This window comes from Pseudomonas sp. H2_D02 (assembly GCF_054677635.1).
Genome location: NZ_CP162816.1, coordinates 976,662 through 993,015, shown reverse-complemented (window position 1 = coordinate 993,015; position 16,354 = coordinate 976,662). Strand labels below are relative to the sequence as shown.

11 protein-coding genes and 2 pseudogenes are annotated in these 16,354 nt (G+C 60.3%); 5 read left to right on the top strand and 8 right to left on the bottom strand.

Features of this window, described 5'->3' with window-relative positions; all coding sequences use genetic code 11:
- Position 1 precedes the first annotated feature (1 nt).
- The 3 genes and pseudogenes from AB4N42_RS04450 to AB4N42_RS04440 all read left to right on the top strand — a co-directional run bounded on the left by AB4N42_RS04450 (position 2) and on the right by AB4N42_RS04440 (position 4,807).
- Positions 2-968: pseudogene (locus tag AB4N42_RS04450) on the top strand (HlyD family secretion protein).
- Positions 965-3,689, top strand: a pseudogene (rbbA, locus tag AB4N42_RS04445) (ribosome-associated ATPase/putative transporter RbbA). Before AB4N42_RS04450 ends, rbbA begins: the two co-directional pseudogenes overlap by 4 nt.
- Positions 3,689-4,807 (top strand): ABC transporter permease, encoded by a 1,119-nt coding sequence (locus AB4N42_RS04440; protein WP_030138131.1) that lies wholly within the window; start codon positions 3,689-3,691, stop codon positions 4,805-4,807. The pseudogene rbbA and the gene AB4N42_RS04440 overlap by 1 nt, the downstream one beginning before the upstream one ends.
- 67 nt (positions 4,808-4,874) lie before the next feature.
- Here AB4N42_RS04440 and AB4N42_RS04435 read toward each other — a convergent pair whose 3' ends face one another.
- Positions 4,875-5,291, bottom strand: a complete 417-nt coding sequence (locus AB4N42_RS04435; protein WP_030138132.1) for a flagellar basal body-associated protein FliL — start codon at positions 5,289-5,291, stop codon at positions 4,875-4,877.
- 150 nt (positions 5,292-5,441) lie between these two features.
- Between AB4N42_RS04435 and AB4N42_RS04430 the strand changes: the two genes are divergently transcribed.
- Entirely contained in the window at positions 5,442-6,419 is a 978-nt protein-coding gene (locus AB4N42_RS04430; protein ID WP_198797513.1) for an NADPH:quinone oxidoreductase family protein, read from the top strand.
- Positions 6,420-6,550: 131 nt separating this feature from the next.
- Here the strand turns inward: AB4N42_RS04430 and AB4N42_RS04425 are convergent, their stop codons facing one another.
- Positions 6,551-7,156, bottom strand: a complete 606-nt coding sequence (locus AB4N42_RS04425) for an energy transducer TonB (RefSeq protein ID WP_198797514.1) — start codon at positions 7,154-7,156, stop codon at positions 6,551-6,553.
- A gap of 308 nt (positions 7,157-7,464) precedes the next feature.
- Between AB4N42_RS04425 and glpT the strand changes: the two genes are divergently transcribed.
- Positions 7,465-8,814 carry a glycerol-3-phosphate transporter gene (gene glpT / locus AB4N42_RS04420; RefSeq protein ID WP_030138135.1) on the top strand — a complete coding sequence of 450 codons (1,350 nt, stop codon included), beginning with the start codon at positions 7,465-7,467 and terminating at the stop codon, positions 8,812-8,814.
- On the opposite strand, the gene AB4N42_RS04415 is transcribed toward glpT, so the two are convergent.
- The 6 genes from AB4N42_RS04415 to trxA all read right to left on the bottom strand — a co-directional run bounded on the left by AB4N42_RS04415 (position 8,790) and on the right by trxA (position 16,236).
- Positions 8,790-9,458 (bottom strand): gamma-glutamylcyclotransferase, encoded by a 669-nt coding sequence (locus tag AB4N42_RS04415; RefSeq protein ID WP_217862117.1) that lies wholly within the window; start codon positions 9,456-9,458, stop codon positions 8,790-8,792. The genes glpT and AB4N42_RS04415 overlap by 25 nt on opposite strands.
- A 343-nt stretch (positions 9,459-9,801) precedes the next feature.
- On the bottom strand, positions 9,802-10,770 hold the full coding sequence (locus tag AB4N42_RS04410) for a CDP-6-deoxy-delta-3,4-glucoseen reductase (RefSeq protein WP_217860601.1): 969 nt from the start codon (positions 10,768-10,770) through the stop codon (positions 9,802-9,804).
- Entirely contained in the window at positions 10,770-12,236 is a 1,467-nt protein-coding gene (ubiD, locus tag AB4N42_RS04405) for a 4-hydroxy-3-polyprenylbenzoate decarboxylase (protein ID WP_460115907.1), read from the bottom strand. The genes AB4N42_RS04410 and ubiD overlap by 1 nt, the downstream gene beginning before the upstream one ends.
- 79 nt (positions 12,237-12,315) lie before the next feature.
- The gene (locus tag AB4N42_RS04400; RefSeq protein ID WP_460115906.1) at positions 12,316-14,271 is read right to left on the bottom strand and encodes an acyltransferase family protein; all 1,956 of its coding nucleotides are present in this window, start codon (positions 14,269-14,271) and stop codon (positions 12,316-12,318) included.
- 134 nt (positions 14,272-14,405) lie between these two features.
- Positions 14,406-15,665 (bottom strand): transcription termination factor Rho, encoded by a 1,260-nt coding sequence (gene rho, locus AB4N42_RS04395; RefSeq protein WP_003206716.1) that lies wholly within the window; start codon positions 15,663-15,665, stop codon positions 14,406-14,408.
- Between the two features lie 241 nt (positions 15,666-15,906).
- Positions 15,907-16,236: a thioredoxin TrxA gene (gene trxA, locus AB4N42_RS04390; RefSeq protein ID WP_003206727.1), complete on the bottom strand. Its 330-nt coding sequence runs from the start codon at positions 16,234-16,236 to the stop codon at positions 15,907-15,909.
- Between the last annotated feature and the right edge of the window lie 118 nt (positions 16,237-16,354).

Genomic DNA, 16,354 nt, shown 5'->3' with positions numbered 1-16,354 from the left:
CATGTCGACGAACCATCGTACCTCTCGCTTTTTTGCCCTCGCCTTGATGGCTGTGTTGCTGGCTGCCGGCGGTTTCGGCTACTGGAAGTCGCGCCATGATCGCCTGCCGGACGGTTTGAGCCTGGGCAACGGTCGCCTCGAGGCCACCGAAGTCCAGATCGCCAGCAAGACGCCCGGGCGCCTGGCCGAAGTCCATGTCGATGAGGGCGATAGCGTCATCAAGGGCCAAGTGCTGGCACGCATGGACACCCGGACCCTGGAGGCCCAGCGCAACCAGGCCGAGGCCGAAGTCTTACGTGCCCGGCAAAATCTGGCCGCCACCCAGGCCAATGTACAGTTTCGCCAGAGCGAACAATTGCTCGCCCATCAGGAACTCAAGCGAACCCAGGAACTGTTCAAGCGCGGTTACGCCAGCGGCCAGGTCATCGATCAGCAGCAAGCCCGCGTCGACACCGCCAATGCAGCGGTCAACGCCGCCCGGGCCCAGGAATCGGCCGCCAATGCGGCCATCGGCGCGACCCTGGCCCAAGTGGCCCAGCTCACCAGCGAAATAGATGACAGCACGTTGCGGGCACCGCTCGACGGCGTGATCCAGTTGCGCCTGGCCGAGCCCGGTGAAGTGCTGGGCGCCGGCGGTCGAGTGTTGTTGATGATCGACCCGAACGATCAATACATGAACCTCTACCTGCCGGCGTCGGTGGTCGGGAAACTGGCAGTGGGCGATGAGGCACGACTGCTGCTGGACGCCCTGCCCGAGCGACCGCTGCCGAGCGAAGGTCAGTTTCGTCGCGGCCAAGTCCCAGTTCACCCCGAAAGAAGTCGAAACCCGCGATGAACGCCAGAAACTGGTATTCCGCGTCAAAGTGCGCCTGACCCGTCCCGGCGAAGTGCCCCAGGCCAAACCCGGCATGCCCGGCGCCGGCTATGTGCGAACCGCCCCCATTGATTGGCCGGCCAACTTGCAATGAGCATCGCCCCCAGCGAAGCATTGCACGCCTCGGGCATTGAGCATCGCTACGGCCAGCACGCGGCGTTGAGCGATATCACCTTTAGCCTGCCCGCCGGCACTCGCTGCGGCCTGATCGGCCCGGACGGCGCAGGCAAGTCAAGCCTGCTGGGGTTGATCGCCGGGGTAAAAAAACTTCAGCACGGCAAACTGGACGTGCTGGGTGCATCGATCAATGATCGACGCCATCGCAATACGCTCTATCGACGCATTGCCTTCATGCCTCAAGGGCTGGGAGGCAACCTTTACCCTGATCTGTCGATACGCGAGAACATTCGGTTTTTCGGCACGCTGTTCGGGTTATCGCGGACCGAATGCGACCAACGCATGAATACCTTGCTACTGGCCACCGACCTGCAACTTTTTGCCGACCGTCCGGCGGGCAAACTGTCCGGCGGCATGAAACAGAAGCTCGGCCTGTGTTGCGCGCTGATCCATGAACCGGACCTGCTGATTCTCGACGAACCCACCACCGGCGTGGACCCGCTGTCCCGGCGGCGCTTCTGGGAACTGATAGAAGGCGTGCGCCGACAACGGCCGCAACTGACCCTGCTGGTCGCCACGGCGTACATGGAAGAGGCCGAACAATTCGAACATTGCCTGATGCTCGACAACGGTCGCTTGATCGCCAAGGGCTTGAGCGCAGAGCTGGCAAAGATCACCCCGGATGGCAAGCTCGACTCGGCTTTCACCCACTTCCAGGGCAACCGTGGTCGCGACACCGAACCGTTGCTGATCCCTGCGAGGAACGCCAACACCACCGACATTGCCATCCAAGCCCACGACCTCACCTTGCGCTTCGGCGATTTTACTGCCGTCGATAACGTCAGCTTCGCGATTGGCCGCGGTGAAATCTTTGGGTTCCTGGGCTCCAACGGTTGCGGCAAGACCACCACCATGAAGGTGCTGACCGGGCTGATCCCCGCCAGCGAAGGCAGTGCCAAGCTGCTGGGCAACCCGGTCGACGCCAAGGACCTGGCCACCCGCAAGCGAGTGGGTTTCATGTCCCAGAGCTTTTCGCTGTACGGCGAACTGAGCGTGCGCCAGAACCTGACGCTGCACGCGAAGCTGTTCGACCTGCCCACGGCGGACAGTCGCCAGCGCATCGATGAGTTGATCCAGCGCTTCAATCTCCGGGCGCTGGCGGACCAACCTTCCGGCGCGCTGCCACTGGGCCTTCGCCAGCGTTTGTCCCTGGCGGTGGCGGTGTTGCATCGCCCGGAAGTCCTGATCCTCGATGAGCCGACCTCAGGTGTCGATCCGGCGGCGCGGGATGATTTCTGGCGGCTATTGGTCGAGCTGTCTCGCGAGCAGGGCGTGACGATTTTCCTTTCCACGCACTTCATGAACGAGGCCCAGCGCTGTGACCGCATTTCATTGATGCACGTGCGGCAAAGTATTGGCCTGTGATACGCCGACGGCTTTACAGGCGCAATTCAACGGCCCGACGCTGGAAGCCGCGTTTGTCACTTGCCTGGAAAGAGCCCAGGGCGAGACGCAGCAGGACCCCGCCCCAGTGGCCCTCGACAGCGCCGACACACCCCGGGACCAGCGCGGCTTGAGCCTAGGTCGCCTATGGGCTGTCGCCAGCCGTGAAGGTAAGGAGCTGCTGCGCGACAAAGTACGGATGGCCTTCGCCCTGCTGGGGGCCCTGTTCATGATGGTGGTCTTCGGCTTCGGTATTTCCCTCGATGTAGAAAAACTGGCCTTCGCTGTGTATGACCAAGACCAGAGCCCGCAAAGTCGCACGTACCTGGAAGCGTTCCGCAGCTCACGCTACTTCGAGGAGCAGCCAATCATCCGTGACGCAAAGGAGCTGCACCGACGCTTGCAGCGCTCCGAGATCAAGCTCGCCCTGGAAATACCACCCGGTTTCGGCCGTGACCTTTACGCTGGCCGTCAGCCAACCGTGGGCGCCTGGCTGGATGGCGGCATACCGTTTCGGGCCGAGACCAGTCGCAACTATGTCCAGGCCGTCCACGCGGCTAACCTTGAGCAATTGGCTGAATCGAGCAGTCGCGCGCTGGCCCGGCAACCCGGCGCGACGCTGGAGACGCGCTTTCGTTATAACCAGGACGTGGTCAGCGTCAACGCTATCGGCCCCGGGGTCATGGCGCTGATCCTGGCATTCATTCCTGCCATGTTGACTGCGCTGGGTATCGTGCGGGAGAAGGAACTGGGTTCGATCACCAATTTCTATGCCACGCCGCTGACCCGACTGGAATTCCTGCTAGGTAAACAGGTTCCCTACCTGGTCGTCAGCCTGATTAACCTGGCCCTGCTGACTGCCATGAACCGCTGGCTGTTCGGCGTGCCATTCAAGGGCAGCGGCGTGACGCTGGCGTTGGGCGGCCTGCTCTATGTACTGGCGACCACCAGCATGGGGCTGCTGATCTCGGCATTCACACGCACCCAGATCGCGGCGATCCTCGGCACCATGATTATCACCAGCCTGCCGACCATTCAGTTTTCCGGACTGATCGTGCCGCGCTCGTCCCTGGAAGGTGCAGCCTCGGTGATGGGCCAGTTGTTTCCCGCCGGGTACTTCCTGGATATCGCCGTCGGTACCTTCACCAAGGCCCTGGACCTGCGCCAGCTCTGGCCACAATGCCTGGCGTTATGCGGTTTTTTCCTCGGTTTCACCGGACTCAGCCTGATCATGCTGAAAAAGCAGGAGGCCTGATGCACACGCTTTCACATATCTGGCGTCTCGGGCTAAAGGAACTGACCAGCCTGCGCTATGACTCCGTCCTGCTGCTGTTCCTGGGCTACGCCTTCACGGTGGCGATCTACATGCCGGCCGCCGGTTCAGTGGTCGGCGTCCACCATGCCAGTGTCGCCATAGTGGACGAAGACCAGAGCCAACTCTCGCGTGAACTGGCCCAGGTCCTGCAGCCTCCGGAATTCCAGAGCCCGGTGGCCTTGCCCTATGCCGACCTGGACAAGGTCATGGACAGTGGCCGCTTCACCTTCGTCATCAACGTGCCCGCCAACTTCCAGGCCGACCTGCTCGCAGGACGCGAACCAACCCTGCAACTCAACGTCGACGCCACGGCCATGAGCCAGGCGTTCATGGGTGCCGGCTACATCGGGCGGATTTTCCAGCAGGAATTGGCGGCCTACGCCGGTCAGGCAGAAACGAGCGAGCGAACGCCCGTGAGGCTGACCACCCGCTCGCTGTTCAATACCAACCTTGAAGGTGGCTGGTTCCTGGCGGTGATCCAGATCGTCAACAACATCACCATCCTGGCCATCATTCTCACCGGGACCGCGCTGCTACGCGAACGTGAGCATGGCACTCTCGACCATTTGCTGGTGCTGCCGCTGACGGCATTGGAAATCATGCTGGCGAAAATCTGGAGCAACCTGCTGGTGGTGGTGCTGTGCACCTGGGCATCGCTGGAAATCATCGTCAAATTCGCACTGGGAGTACCGCTTGCTGGCTCCATGGTGCTCTTCCTGCTGGTGACCGCACTCTATCTGTTCGCCAGCACATCGCTGGGCATCTTCCTCGCCACCCTGGCCCGTTCGACGCCGCAATTCGGCTTGCTGGCGATCCCGGTCATCATCCCAATGCTGCTGTTGTCAGGCGGCAGTACGCCGCTGGACAGCATGCCGCAGTGGTTGCAATGGGTGATGCAGGGCTCGCCGTCGACGCATTTCGTCAGCCTCAGCGCGGCGATCCTGTTCCGAGATGCCGGCCCTGGCGTGATTTGGCCGGACCTGCTGGCGCTGGCGATCATCGGGCTTTTGTTCTTTGCAATCGCCCTGGCCCGGTTTCGGAAAAGCCTGGCGTCTTGACGAAAAAAAGCAGCCTTGGCCAGCGCCAGGAGATCCGGGCACGGCCCAAGGCTGCGATCGAGGCGGCTTATTGAATGATCAGGTTATTGAACAACAAATCCTCAACCATCGGCTTGCCGGTCTCGTCATTCATCACCTGCTGGGTCTGCTTCAACGCTTCCTGACGCAGCTTCTCCTTGGCCTCGAGGTTGTTCATCGTCTCGGTCGTCTGCTGGGCGAACAGCGCCACCAACTGGTTGCGAATCAACGGCTCGTTAGCCTTCACCGCTGCAGCGGCGGCGTCACCGGTTACGCGCAGGGCGACGTCGGCCTTGTAGACCTTCAGTTTGGCTGTACCGTCCAGCCCATAATTCCCCACGAAGGGAGGGCTCAGGGTGATATAACTGACTTTCGGCGCCTCGCCTTCCTTGGCTTCCTTGCCCTCTTCGGCCATCACTGCCGCTGGCAGCGACAGGGCCAGCATCAACATGATCCACGCTTTCACATTCGACTCCTCATCCGGTTTGCGGCCCAGCATACCGACCCGCCGTCCAAGCACAAGCTTATGGCCAGCTATCAGGGCGGGACATGCTCGTTGACCCATTGACTCTCACACCTACACTTATCGGCCATCACTCCCAAAGGAATAGCCCTGATGAAAGCCGTGCTGTGCAAAGAATTCGGTCCCGCCGAATCGCTGGTGCTGGAAGACGTCGCCAGCCCCGTCGTGAAAAAGAACGAAGTGCTGCTGGATGTGCACGCCGCCGGGGTGAATTTTCCTGACACGCTGATCATCGAGGGCAAATACCAGTTCAAGCCGCCCTTTCCGTTTTCCCCGGGTGGCGAAGCGGCGGGCGTGGTCCGTGAAGTAGGCGAAAAGGTCAGCCACCTGAAAACAGGTGACCGGGTCATGGCACTGACCGGCTGGGGCAGCTTCGCCGAACAGGTGGCGGTTGTGGCCTACAACGTATTGCCGATTCCTTCGTCCATGGATTTCAACACGGCTGCCGCTTTCAGCATGACCTATGGCACGTCGATGCACGCCCTCAAGCAGCGGGCCAACCTCCAGCCCGGTGAAACCTTGTTGGTGCTTGGCGCTTCCGGCGGCGTCGGTCTGGCGGCAGTGGAAATCGGCAAAGCCATGGGCGCTCGCGTGATCGCCGCCGCCAGCAGCGCGGAAAAACTTGCCGTGGCCAAGACCGCCGGCGCCGACGAGCTGATCAACTACACCGAAACCAGCCTCAAGGACGAAATCAAGCGCCTCACCGACGGCCGGGGCGCCGACGTGATCTACGACCCGGTGGGCGGCGACCTGTTCGACCAGGCCGTGCGCGCTATCGCCTGGAACGGCCGTCTGCTGGTGGTCGGTTTCGCCAGCGGCCGCATCCCCGAACTGCCAGTAAACCTGGCCTTGCTCAAGGGCGCCTCGGTGGTCGGCGTGTTCTGGGGATCCTTCGCCCAGCGCCAGCCCCAGGACAACGCGGCCAACTTCCAGCAACTGTTCGGCTGGTTCGCCGAAGGCAAGCTCAAGCCGCTGGTGTCCCAGGTTTATCCGCTGGACAACGCGGCGCAGGCGATCAACGACCTGGGGCAGCGCAAGGCTGTGGGCAAGGTAGTTGTGCAAGTTCGCTGAACCCGTACCGATTAAAAAAGGCCAGAGCCATTGATAGAGGGTTCTGGCCTTTTTCTTTCCAATGACCGCGCCGTAATTCCTGCCAACCACAAATTCAAACCGATTTGGCGGTAGATATTTACCGCCCATTTCTAAAGCAACTCCCGAATCTCCTTCGGCAACATCCTCATATACCGCGTCGCGGGAAACCTTCCGCAGCGCTGTACGATCGAGGGCAGCAGCCGGTTGAACCGGGCGATCAGCGCCAGGCGCTCGGCTTCCGGTAGCTGCCTGACGAAGAAGACATTGGACAGGTAGCTGCGCGTGTAATGGAACGGGAGCAGGTCCCGCACCTGCAATCGGTCGCTGGCATAGGCGTTGATGTCCGAGCATCGCCAGGTCTTGATCCATTTATTGGCATCGATCGGCGTGTCATCCAGGCGAAACTCGAACGGCGCCACGACGCGTACTTGGGCGGAATGTTCGTCATCCGCCGTCCAAGGCTGGAAACGCCATTCAACCAGCGCCCCTCGAACCGCTTCGGTAAACTCCGGATGGTCGCTGTGCAGGATCGTGATCTCATCCACACGACCATCGGTGTGTACGGTGAAACTGGCCTTGACCGCGCCCATGATCCCGGCCCGGTTCAGAGCTGTCGGATACTCCGGCTTGGGATTGTTCTCCGGCACCAGCACCCTTTCCCCCGCCCAACTCGCGCCAGCCAGACACAGCCACAACGTCACAGCGCACCACCTCATACCCGACCCCTTGTTTGAATGCCTGAACCGACAAACGTAAAGGGTAAGGGCGGTGTCTCGTGGATTGAATGGCGACGCTTCCCATTCGATTGAAGGACGTTTCCCTGTTTCTTGTCATGTAAAGCTGCCGGGAGATGCCACTGCGACGATTCCTACAGCGCCGTCAGTTTATGCGCACGCGACATGTTCACTTAAGAACATGGCCTATCGAAATTTCCGCTTTTTATGCGACAACGAGCGATGCTATTTTCGGTAACGAAACTGTAACATTCGCATCCGCCACCACAATAAAAACCTGGAGCTCTTGAATGTTTGCTTTCTTTCGACCTGCCGCACATCAGGCCGCCCTGCCTGAAGAAAAAATAGACAGCACTTACCGACGCCTGCGCTGGCAGATCTTCGCCGGGATTTTCATCGGCTATGCCGGTTATTACCTGCTGCGCAAGAACTTCTCCCTGGCGATGCCGTATCTCATCGACGAGGGCTACACCCGTGGCCAGCTTGGCTTGGCCATGTCGGCCATCGCCATCGCCTATGGCTTGTCGAAGTTCTTGATGGGCCTGGTGTCCGACCGCTCCAACCCGCGCTACTTCCTGCCGTTCGGCTTGCTGGTATCAGCCGGGGTGATGTTCATTTTCGGTTTCGCACCCTGGGCGACCTCCAGCGTGACGATCATGTTCATCCTGCTGTTCATCAACGGCTGGGCCCAAGGCATGGGCTGGCCGCCAAGCGGGCGGACCATGGTGCACTGGTGGTCGCAGAAGGAACGCGGTGGCGTGGTTTCGGTGTGGAACGTGGCGCACAACGTGGGCGGCGGCCTGATCGGCCCGCTGTTCCTGCTGGGCATGGCCTGGTTCAACGACTGGCACGCGGCTTTCTATGTACCCGCTACCGTAGCGCTCGCCGTTGCGGTGTTTGCCTTCGCAACCATGCGCGATACCCCACAATCGGTTGGCCTGCCACCGATCGAGAAATACAAGAACGACTACCCGGAAGGTTACGACGCCAGTCACGAGAACGAATTCAGCGCCAAGGAAATCTTCGTCAAGTACGTGCTGCGCAACAAGATGCTCTGGTACATCGCCATGGCCAACGTCTTCGTCTACCTGCTGCGCTACGGCGTGCTGGACTGGGCGCCGACCTACCTCAAGGAAGCCAAGGGCTTCACCGTGGACAAAAGCTCCTGGGCCTACTTCTTCTATGAGTGGGCCGGCATCCCGGGCACGCTGTTGTGTGGCTGGATGTCCGACAAGATCTTCCGCGGCAACCGTGGCTTGACCGGCATGGTGTTCATGGCCCTGGTGACCGTGGCAACCCTGGTGTACTGGCTGAACCCGGCCGGCAACCCGACCGTCGACATGATCGCCCTGGTTTCCATCGGCTTCCTGATCTACGGCCCGGTGATGCTGATCGGTTTGCAGGCATTGGAACTGGCGCCGAAAAAAGCCGCGGGTACCGCTGCGGGCTTCACCGGCCTGTTCGGGTATTTGGGTGGTTCAGTCGCGGCCAGTGCGGCCATGGGCTACACCGTGGACCACTTTGGTTGGAACGGCGGCTTTGTGCTGCTGATCGGCGCCTGCCTGCTGGCGATGGCGTTCCTCGCGCCAACCCTGTGGCACAAGCAGATCGCCAGTCAGAGCCGCGAAGCGGTCGCCTGATCCAGCGCTGATCGACAGCGCTTGAGCCGCGCCTCCAGGTTCCGGTCTGGCATGGCGTGGCTGCGCAGGGCGTGGATGGTCTGCTCGACATAATCGCGAGTCGTGCCATAACGCCCGCAAGCGCTTTCAAACACCTGGCTCAGCACATGGTCCGGCAGGTTGCCGGCATAGCTGGGCAGGTGTCGCTCCAGCACGAAGCCCAAGGCTTGTACCCGATTGCCATCCTCGAGACGGCACGTCAGCCAGTGCGGACGATAGGACGGGACCGGCATCTCGCGCTGCCACAACGCGAACAGCGAATCCTCGAGGTTCTCCTCCGGCAACCGGTAGGCGAATCCGCTGCAGGACCCGCCGCGATCCAACCCAAACACCAACCCTGGCAATTCCGGGGTGCCCCGGTGTTCGTGGGACCATAGATACAAGCCGCGATGATAACCATGGACCCGGCCACGCATCCGCTCCACCGCCGTGCATTCCGGACGCCAGATCAACGAACCGTAGGCGAACAGCCAGACCGGGCCGCCCTGGTGAAGGCTCATGGTCGATCGCATCGAGGCGAGCAATTGTTCACGGGTCAATTGGGCACCCAGCTCGAGCCGGGGCGGGTACAGGGCGCAGGTTATGGCGGATTCGATAGCGGTCATGGCCGGTAGCGGATGGCTCCTCGCGGAAAATAGAGCGTCATGGCGTTGACGTTTGTGAGGATCAAGGCAAGTTAAATGCCATTACGTCCGCATATACGTTATCGGTATCTGGCCCGCCAGCTAAATACCGAAACGCAATATGGGAAGTTATATCGATGGGTAACGTGGCATCCGCTTTGGTGGCGAGGGGATTTATCCCCGCTGGGCTGAGCAGCAGCCCCAAACAAGGCACTGAGTGGGCCAGGAAGATTGAGTTCACTGCATTAGGGCTGCTGCGCAGCCCAACGGGGATAAATCCCCTCGCCACAAAAAGCTCAACTGAGCCTGGGCTGATAAGTACAGCTCAAGCCCGCGGCGCATACGCGAACACATCGGCGCGCATCTGATGAGCGTCCATGCCGGCTTCCACCAGCGCATCGAGCGTGGCGTAGATCATGGCCGGCGAGCCGCTGGCGTAGACGTAGACACCGGAGAGATCGCTGATGTCCTCGCACACTGCCTCGTGGAGCATGCCGCAGCGCCCCTCCCAACCACAAAGATCGCTGACGACTTTGTGCAGATACAGGTTTGGCAGCTTCTTCCACTCGTCCCAGTGTTCGATTTCATAGAAATCTTCCGGCCGCCGCACACCCCAATACAGATGCACCGGGTGCTTGAAGCCTTGGGCGCGGCAGTGCTCGATCAGGCTGTGCATCTGCGCCATTCCGGTGCCGGCGGCAATCAAAACCAGCGGGCCATCCGGGAGTTCGGACAAATGGGTGTCGCCGAATGGCATCTCGATACGCACATTGGGGTTGCGCTGCAGTTGCTCCAAAAGCGTTTGCGCACTGTTTTCGCGCACCAGCACATGCAATTGCAGGTCGCGCCCCGAGTGCGGCGCCGAGGCCAGGGAGAACGCCGACTTCTCACCGTTCTCCCGCTCGATCATCAAGTATTGCCCGGCGTGATAGCGCGGAGGCTTACCCGCCGGCGCACGCAAGCGCACCCGCCAGACATCGCCACCAACATCGGCGCACTCGATCACCTGGCATGCGAGAGTGCGCACCGGCAGCTCACCCGGCGACAGCACGCCATCCCACAGCAGCACGCAGTCCTCCAGAGGTTCGGCGATGCAGGTAAAGACCTCACCGTGGTCACGCACTTCACCGGCCTGCTCCACGCGACCTTCCACCAACAACGCGCCACAAACGTGACAGTTGCCGTTGCGGCAGCTCTGTGGGCATTCGTAGCCCAGGCGCCGCGCGCCATCGAGTATCCGCTCGGCCGACTCTATCTCCAGCACCGCACCGGAAGGCTGCAAGGTTACACGCATCAATCTATTCCTAACTGATTCCAGATGGCATCGATCCGTTGGGTAACGGCTTCATCCTTGACGATAACCCGGCCCCATTCGCGTGTGGTTTCACCGGGCCATTTATGCGTGGCATCGAGGCCCATCTTCGACCCCAGGCCAGACACCGGCGAGGCGAAGTCGAGGTAGTCGATCGGCGTGTTCTCGATCATCACCGTGTCGCGCTTGGGGTCCATGCGCGTGGTGATGGCCCAGATCACGTCATTCCAGTCCCGTGCGTTGATATCGTCGTCAGTGACAATAACGAACTTGGTGTACATGAATTGTCGTAAAAACGACCAGACGCCCAACATGACCCGCTTGGCGTGCCCCGGATACGACTTCTTCATGGTCACCACGGCCATGCGGTACGAGCAACCTTCGGGCGGCAGGTAGAAATCGGTGATTTCCGGGAATTGCTTTTGCAGGATCGGCACGAACACTTCGTTCAGCGCGACACCGAGAATCGCCGGCTCGTCAGGCGGACGACCGGTGTAGGTGCTGTGGTAGATCGGCTTGATGCGATGGGTGATGCGCTCGACGGTGAACACCGGGAAGCTGTCCACCTCGTTGTAGTAACCGGTGTGGTCGCCGTACGGCCCTTCATCGGCCATTTCGCCGGGGTGGATCACGCCTTCAAGGATGATCTCGGCAGTGGCCGGCACTTGCAGGTCATTGCCGCGGCATTTCACCAATTCGGTACGGTTGCCGCGCAGCAGGCCGGCAAACGCATATTCGGAAAGGCTATCGGGCACCGGCGTGACCGCGCCGAGGATCGTGGCGGGGTCCGCGCCCAGGGCGACGGACACCGGGAATGGCTGGCCAGGGTGTTTTTCACACCACTCACGGTAATCCAGCGCGCCGCCCCGATGGCTCAGCCAGCGCATGATGACCTTGTTACGGCCGATCACCTGCTGGCGATAGATGCCCAGGTTCTGGCGGTCTTTGTTCGGGCCTTTGGTGACGGTCAGGCCCCAGGTAATCAGCGGCCCTACGTCGCCTGGCCAGCAGGTCTGCACGGGCAGCATGGCCAGGTCGACATCGTCGTCCTCGATCACCACTTCCTGGCAGATCGCGTCCTTGACGACCTTCGGCGCCATGGAAATGATCTTGCGGAAAATCGGCAGTTTGGACCAGGCGTCCTTCAGGCCCTTCGGCGGCTCGGGTTCCTTGAGGAACGCCAGCAGCTTGCCGATTTCGCGCAGCTCGCTGACGGCTTCCGCGCCCATGCCCAAGGCCACGCGCTCCGGCGTGCCAAACAGGTTGCCCAGCACCGGAATGTCATAACCCGTCGGGTTTTCAAACAGCAACGCCGGGCCTTTGGCCCGAAGCGTGCGGTCGCAGATTTCCGTCATCTCCAGCACTGGAGAGACAGGAACCTGAATGCGTTTCAACTCGCCGCGCTGTTCAAGCTGCTGCACGAAATCCCGAAGATCCTTGAATTTCATTGAGATGCCACCCCGAAAATAGGCGTACATCCTACCTGCTCTAACGCCCAAACAGCAGCCCGTGCGTGCGCGGCGGCGATCAATTGCCGGTTGCCCCCAGCAACACCGGGGCAAACAGCGGGCTCAGCCGGGCACTACCGAGATCAGACAGATGGTCCTCGTCCTTGTACTGCGAGTAACCGTTGACCTCAATGCTGCAGACCTGCCCCGCACACATCAACGGGGTCGGGTCAATGACATGCACACCGGGATCGGCGCTACTCATTGAGTCAAACAAGGCACTGAGGAAATGTTGACGGGCCAAGTGCTCCTCAAGTGGGCGACCCAACCCTTCAGCTGAACGCCCAGCCCGCGCCAGGCTCGTCAATCTGCTGATAGCGCCCTTGCGCTGCAGCGGCACTTCCTTGAACAACCAAACCTGTACGCCCGCCGCCCTCAACATCGCGACCCGAGCCTTGAGCGCCGCAGCCATACGCGCCTCGGCTTCGGCCGTATTGTCGGAGGCGTTGAGCAATACCTTCTTGTCGCCGTCCTCACGGCCGTATACGTACAGACTCCAATTGGAAGCCAGCACCACATCCTTGATCTGCAGGTGACGAACCTGTTCCATGGTCTTTTCGTTGAAGTCCCTGCAGCGCTGGCGCAGGTCATCGCTGACGATTGGCGGACAGGCGCTCATGCTGTAAAGCCAAACCGGGCGCCCCTCACGCGTGGCATTGTCTTCAATCGCCGGCAACAGCGCAGCGGCGTGGCTATCGCCCCAAAACAGTTGGGTCGCCAGCGCCTCTTTGCGTTCGCCAACCAGGCAGGCCTTGTCCAGGTTCTTGTCAGAAGTCACGAGCATGCATTCCATCTGCCCAGCCTTCCAATCCCGCGCTTGCGCATACGCCAACGCCTTGCCGGTAAGGCGCTGGGGAAAGCCATCCGCTGAACGCACCACCGAACCTGTCACCGCCAGGGCGACCATGGCCAACAAACCGCCCACCAACACCGGCTTGCGCCCGGGCAACACGCGTTTTTCACGAAACGGAAGCTCTACGAAGCGCCAGCTCAACCAGGCAAGACCCAACGCCAACAGGATCCAGCCCACGGCTTCCAAATGCCCGATACCGTCGATGGAAACGGCATTGGCGTAGACGTAGACCGGCCAATGCCACAAGTAAAGGGAATAGGAAATCAAGCCAATCCAGACGAGCACCCTGGTACCGAGCAGTCGGGCGACCCAGCTCGAACCCTGCCCCCCAGACCATATCAGCGCAGTGGCGCCGAGGACCGGCAGTAAAGCAGCCCAACCTGGAAACGTCGTGGCCCTGTCAAAAGTGAACACCGCCGCCAGCACCGCTGCCAACCCGGCCACGCCCGCCAAGTGACAGACCCACGGCTTCGTGATGTGTCTCGGCTTTGGCAATACCGCAAGCATCGCACCGCACAACAGCTCCCAAGCGCGTGTCGGCAACGAGAAGAAAGCGACATCAGGTTTGCGGTCGATATAAGCGACGTTGAGCCCGAAGGAAATCAGCAATACGGCAAACAGCATCCAGCGCCAATGACGAACATGGCGCATCAACAACACCATCAGCAACGGGAAGAAAATGTAGTACTGCTCTTCGACGGCCAAGGACCAGGTATGAAGCAGCGGTTTCAGATCCGACGCTGGCTCGAAGTAACCGTCCTCACGCATGAACAAGATGTTCGAAATGAACAGCGACTGGTAACGAACCGTTCGGCCAAGCTCCGAAAAATCCTTGGCGGTCAGCAACAACCAGCCCAAGGCTAACGTCACCAACAGCACCAGGCTCAAGGCTGGGAGGATGCGGCGCGCACGTCGAGCCCAGAAGTCGACGAAACTGAAGCGCTGCGCACTGATCTCGCGAAACAGGATACCGGTGATCAAGAATCCGGAGATGACAAAGAAAACATCGACCCCGACAAAGCCGCCACTGAACGTGCTGAAGCCGAAGTGAAACAGTACCACCGGAATAACGGCCAGGGCCCTCAAGCCATCGATGTCACGGCGATTGCCAAACGTGTGCATAACGCTCCTTGTCGTTTGAAGTACAGACGTCAACAGCAAGGACACTGCTGGTCTTGGAAAGTTGTCCATTTTGATACATTCAGCCGAAAAAAAGGGCGCCCTGTGTGGGGCGCCCTTTTATGCGTAGCTTCGTGTTACTTGCGCTTCATCGACAGGAAGAACTCATCGTTGGTCTTGGTCGTTTTCAGCTTGTCGACCAGGAACTCGATGGCAGCGACTTCATCCATTGGATGCAGCAGCTTGCGCAGGATCCACATGCGCTGCAACTCGTCATCGGCGGTCAGCAATTCTTCGCGACGGGTGCCGGAACGGTTGATGTTGATGGCCGGGAATACACGCTTCTCGGCGATGCGACGGTCCAGGGGCAGTTCCATGTTGCCGGTACCCTTGAACTCTTCGTAGATCACTTCGTCCATCTTCGAGCCGGTCTCGACCAGCGCGGTGGCAATGATAGTCAGCGAACCGCCCTCCTCGATGTTCCGTGCGGCGCCGAAGAAACGCTTCGGTTTCTCCAGGGCATGGGCATCGACACCACCGGTCAGCACCTTGCCGGAGCTCGGGATCACGGTGTTGTAGGCACGGGCCAGGCGGGTGATGGAGTCCAGCAGGATCACCACGTCTTTCTTGTGCTCGACCAGGCGCTTGGCCTTCTCGATCACCATTTCGGCAACCTGCACGTGACGGGTCGGCGGCTCGTCGAACGTCGAGGCGACCACTTCGCCGCGCACGGTGCGCTGCATCTCGGTCACTTCTTCCGGGCGTTCGTCGATCAGCAGTACGATCAGGTGAACTTCAGGATTGTTACGGGCGATGTTGGCCGCGATGTTCTGCAGCATGATCGTCTTGCCCGCTTTCGGCGGTGCCACGATCAAGCCACGCTGGCCTTTGCCGATGGGTGCGCACAGGTCGATGACACGACCGGTGAGGTCTTCGGTGGAACCGTTGCCGGCTTCCATCTTCATGCGCACGGTCGGGAACAGCGGGGTCAGGTTCTCGAAGAGAATCTTGTTCTTCGCGTTTTCCGGACGGTCGAAGTTGATCGTGTCGACCTTGAGCAGCGCGAAGTAACGCTCGCCTTCCTTCGGAGGGCGGATCTTGCCAACGATGGTGTCACCGGTGCGCAAGTTGAAGCGACGGATCTGGCTCGGCGAGACGTAGATATCGTCTGGGCCGGCGAGATAGGAAGCGTCTGCGGAGCGAAGGAAGCCGAAGCCGTCCTGGAGAATCTCCAGCACGCCATCACCGGAGATTTCCTCGCCGCTTTTCGCGTGCTTCTTGAGCAGGGAGAAAATCACGTCCTGCTTGCGCGAACGGGCCATATTTTCTATGCCCATCTGTTCGGCCAATTCGAGCAGTTCGGTAATCGGCTTTTGCTTGAGTTCAGTCAGATTCATATAGGAATGACGTAATCATTTATGGAGGGGGGAAATTAAGCTTTTGGCTTAATGAGGCCGCGCCGCGGAGAAGGCGACAGGATCGCGTACTTGTTCGAAAGGAGAGCGTCGGCGACGGCTTGCAGGGGGCAATGGAGAAACCAGTGCGGGGCCGAATGTAACACCTCGATTTGCGAGCGTCTAGCCCCGAATAACGAAAAAGCCCCGCGATTTGCGGGGCTTTTGGCAGGACATTCGACGCTTAGATGTTGGCGTCGAGGAATGCCGCCAGTTGCGACTTCGACAGCGCGCCGACCTTGGTGGCCTCGACGTTGCCGTTCTTGAACAGCATCAGGGTCGGGATACCGCGCACGCCGTGCTTGGCCGGGGTTTCCTGGTTTTCGTCGATGTTCAGCTTGGCAACGGTCAGCTTGCCCTTGTAGGTCTCGGCAATTTCGTCCAGGACCGGAGCGATCATTTTGCAAGGACCGCACCACTCAGCCCAATAGTCGACCAGCACTGCGCCTTCGGCCTTGAGTACGTCAGCTTCGAAGCTAGCGTCGCTAACGTGTTTGATCAGATCGCTGCTCATGGAAATCTCCGGGGTAATCAGCAAAAAAACGTGGCCCATCATAGCTGCCCTTCCCAGGTTCAGGAAGCCGCAGTTGATTGAGTCTCGCTATGACGAACGATGGCTTTGGATATCGCCG

Excerpts from the sequence above, each read along its gene's own strand:
- AB4N42_RS04440 (WP_030138131.1), top strand. The coding sequence starts at position 3,689 with ATGCACACGCTTTCACATATCTGGCGTCTCGGGCTAAAGGAACTGACC.
- AB4N42_RS04430 (WP_198797513.1), top strand. The coding sequence starts at position 5,442 with ATGAAAGCCGTGCTGTGCAAAGAATTCGGTCCCGCCGAATCGCTGGTG.
- AB4N42_RS04425 (WP_198797514.1), bottom strand. The coding sequence starts at position 7,156 with ATGAGGTGGTGCGCTGTGACGTTGTGGCTGTGTCTGGCTGGCGCGAGT.
- glpT (WP_030138135.1), top strand. The coding sequence starts at position 7,465 with ATGTTTGCTTTCTTTCGACCTGCCGCACATCAGGCCGCCCTGCCTGAA.
- AB4N42_RS04415 (WP_217862117.1), bottom strand. The coding sequence starts at position 9,458 with ATGACCGCTATCGAATCCGCCATAACCTGCGCCCTGTACCCGCCCCGG.
- AB4N42_RS04410 (WP_217860601.1), bottom strand. The coding sequence starts at position 10,770 with ATGCGTGTAACCTTGCAGCCTTCCGGTGCGGTGCTGGAGATAGAGTCG.
- ubiD (WP_460115907.1), bottom strand. The coding sequence starts at position 12,236 with ATGAAATTCAAGGATCTTCGGGATTTCGTGCAGCAGCTTGAACAGCGC.
- AB4N42_RS04400 (WP_460115906.1), bottom strand. The coding sequence starts at position 14,271 with ATGCACACGTTTGGCAATCGCCGTGACATCGATGGCTTGAGGGCCCTG.
- rho (WP_003206716.1), bottom strand. The coding sequence starts at position 15,665 with ATGAATCTGACTGAACTCAAGCAAAAGCCGATTACCGAACTGCTCGAA.
- trxA (WP_003206727.1), bottom strand. The coding sequence starts at position 16,236 with ATGAGCAGCGATCTGATCAAACACGTTAGCGACGCTAGCTTCGAAGCT.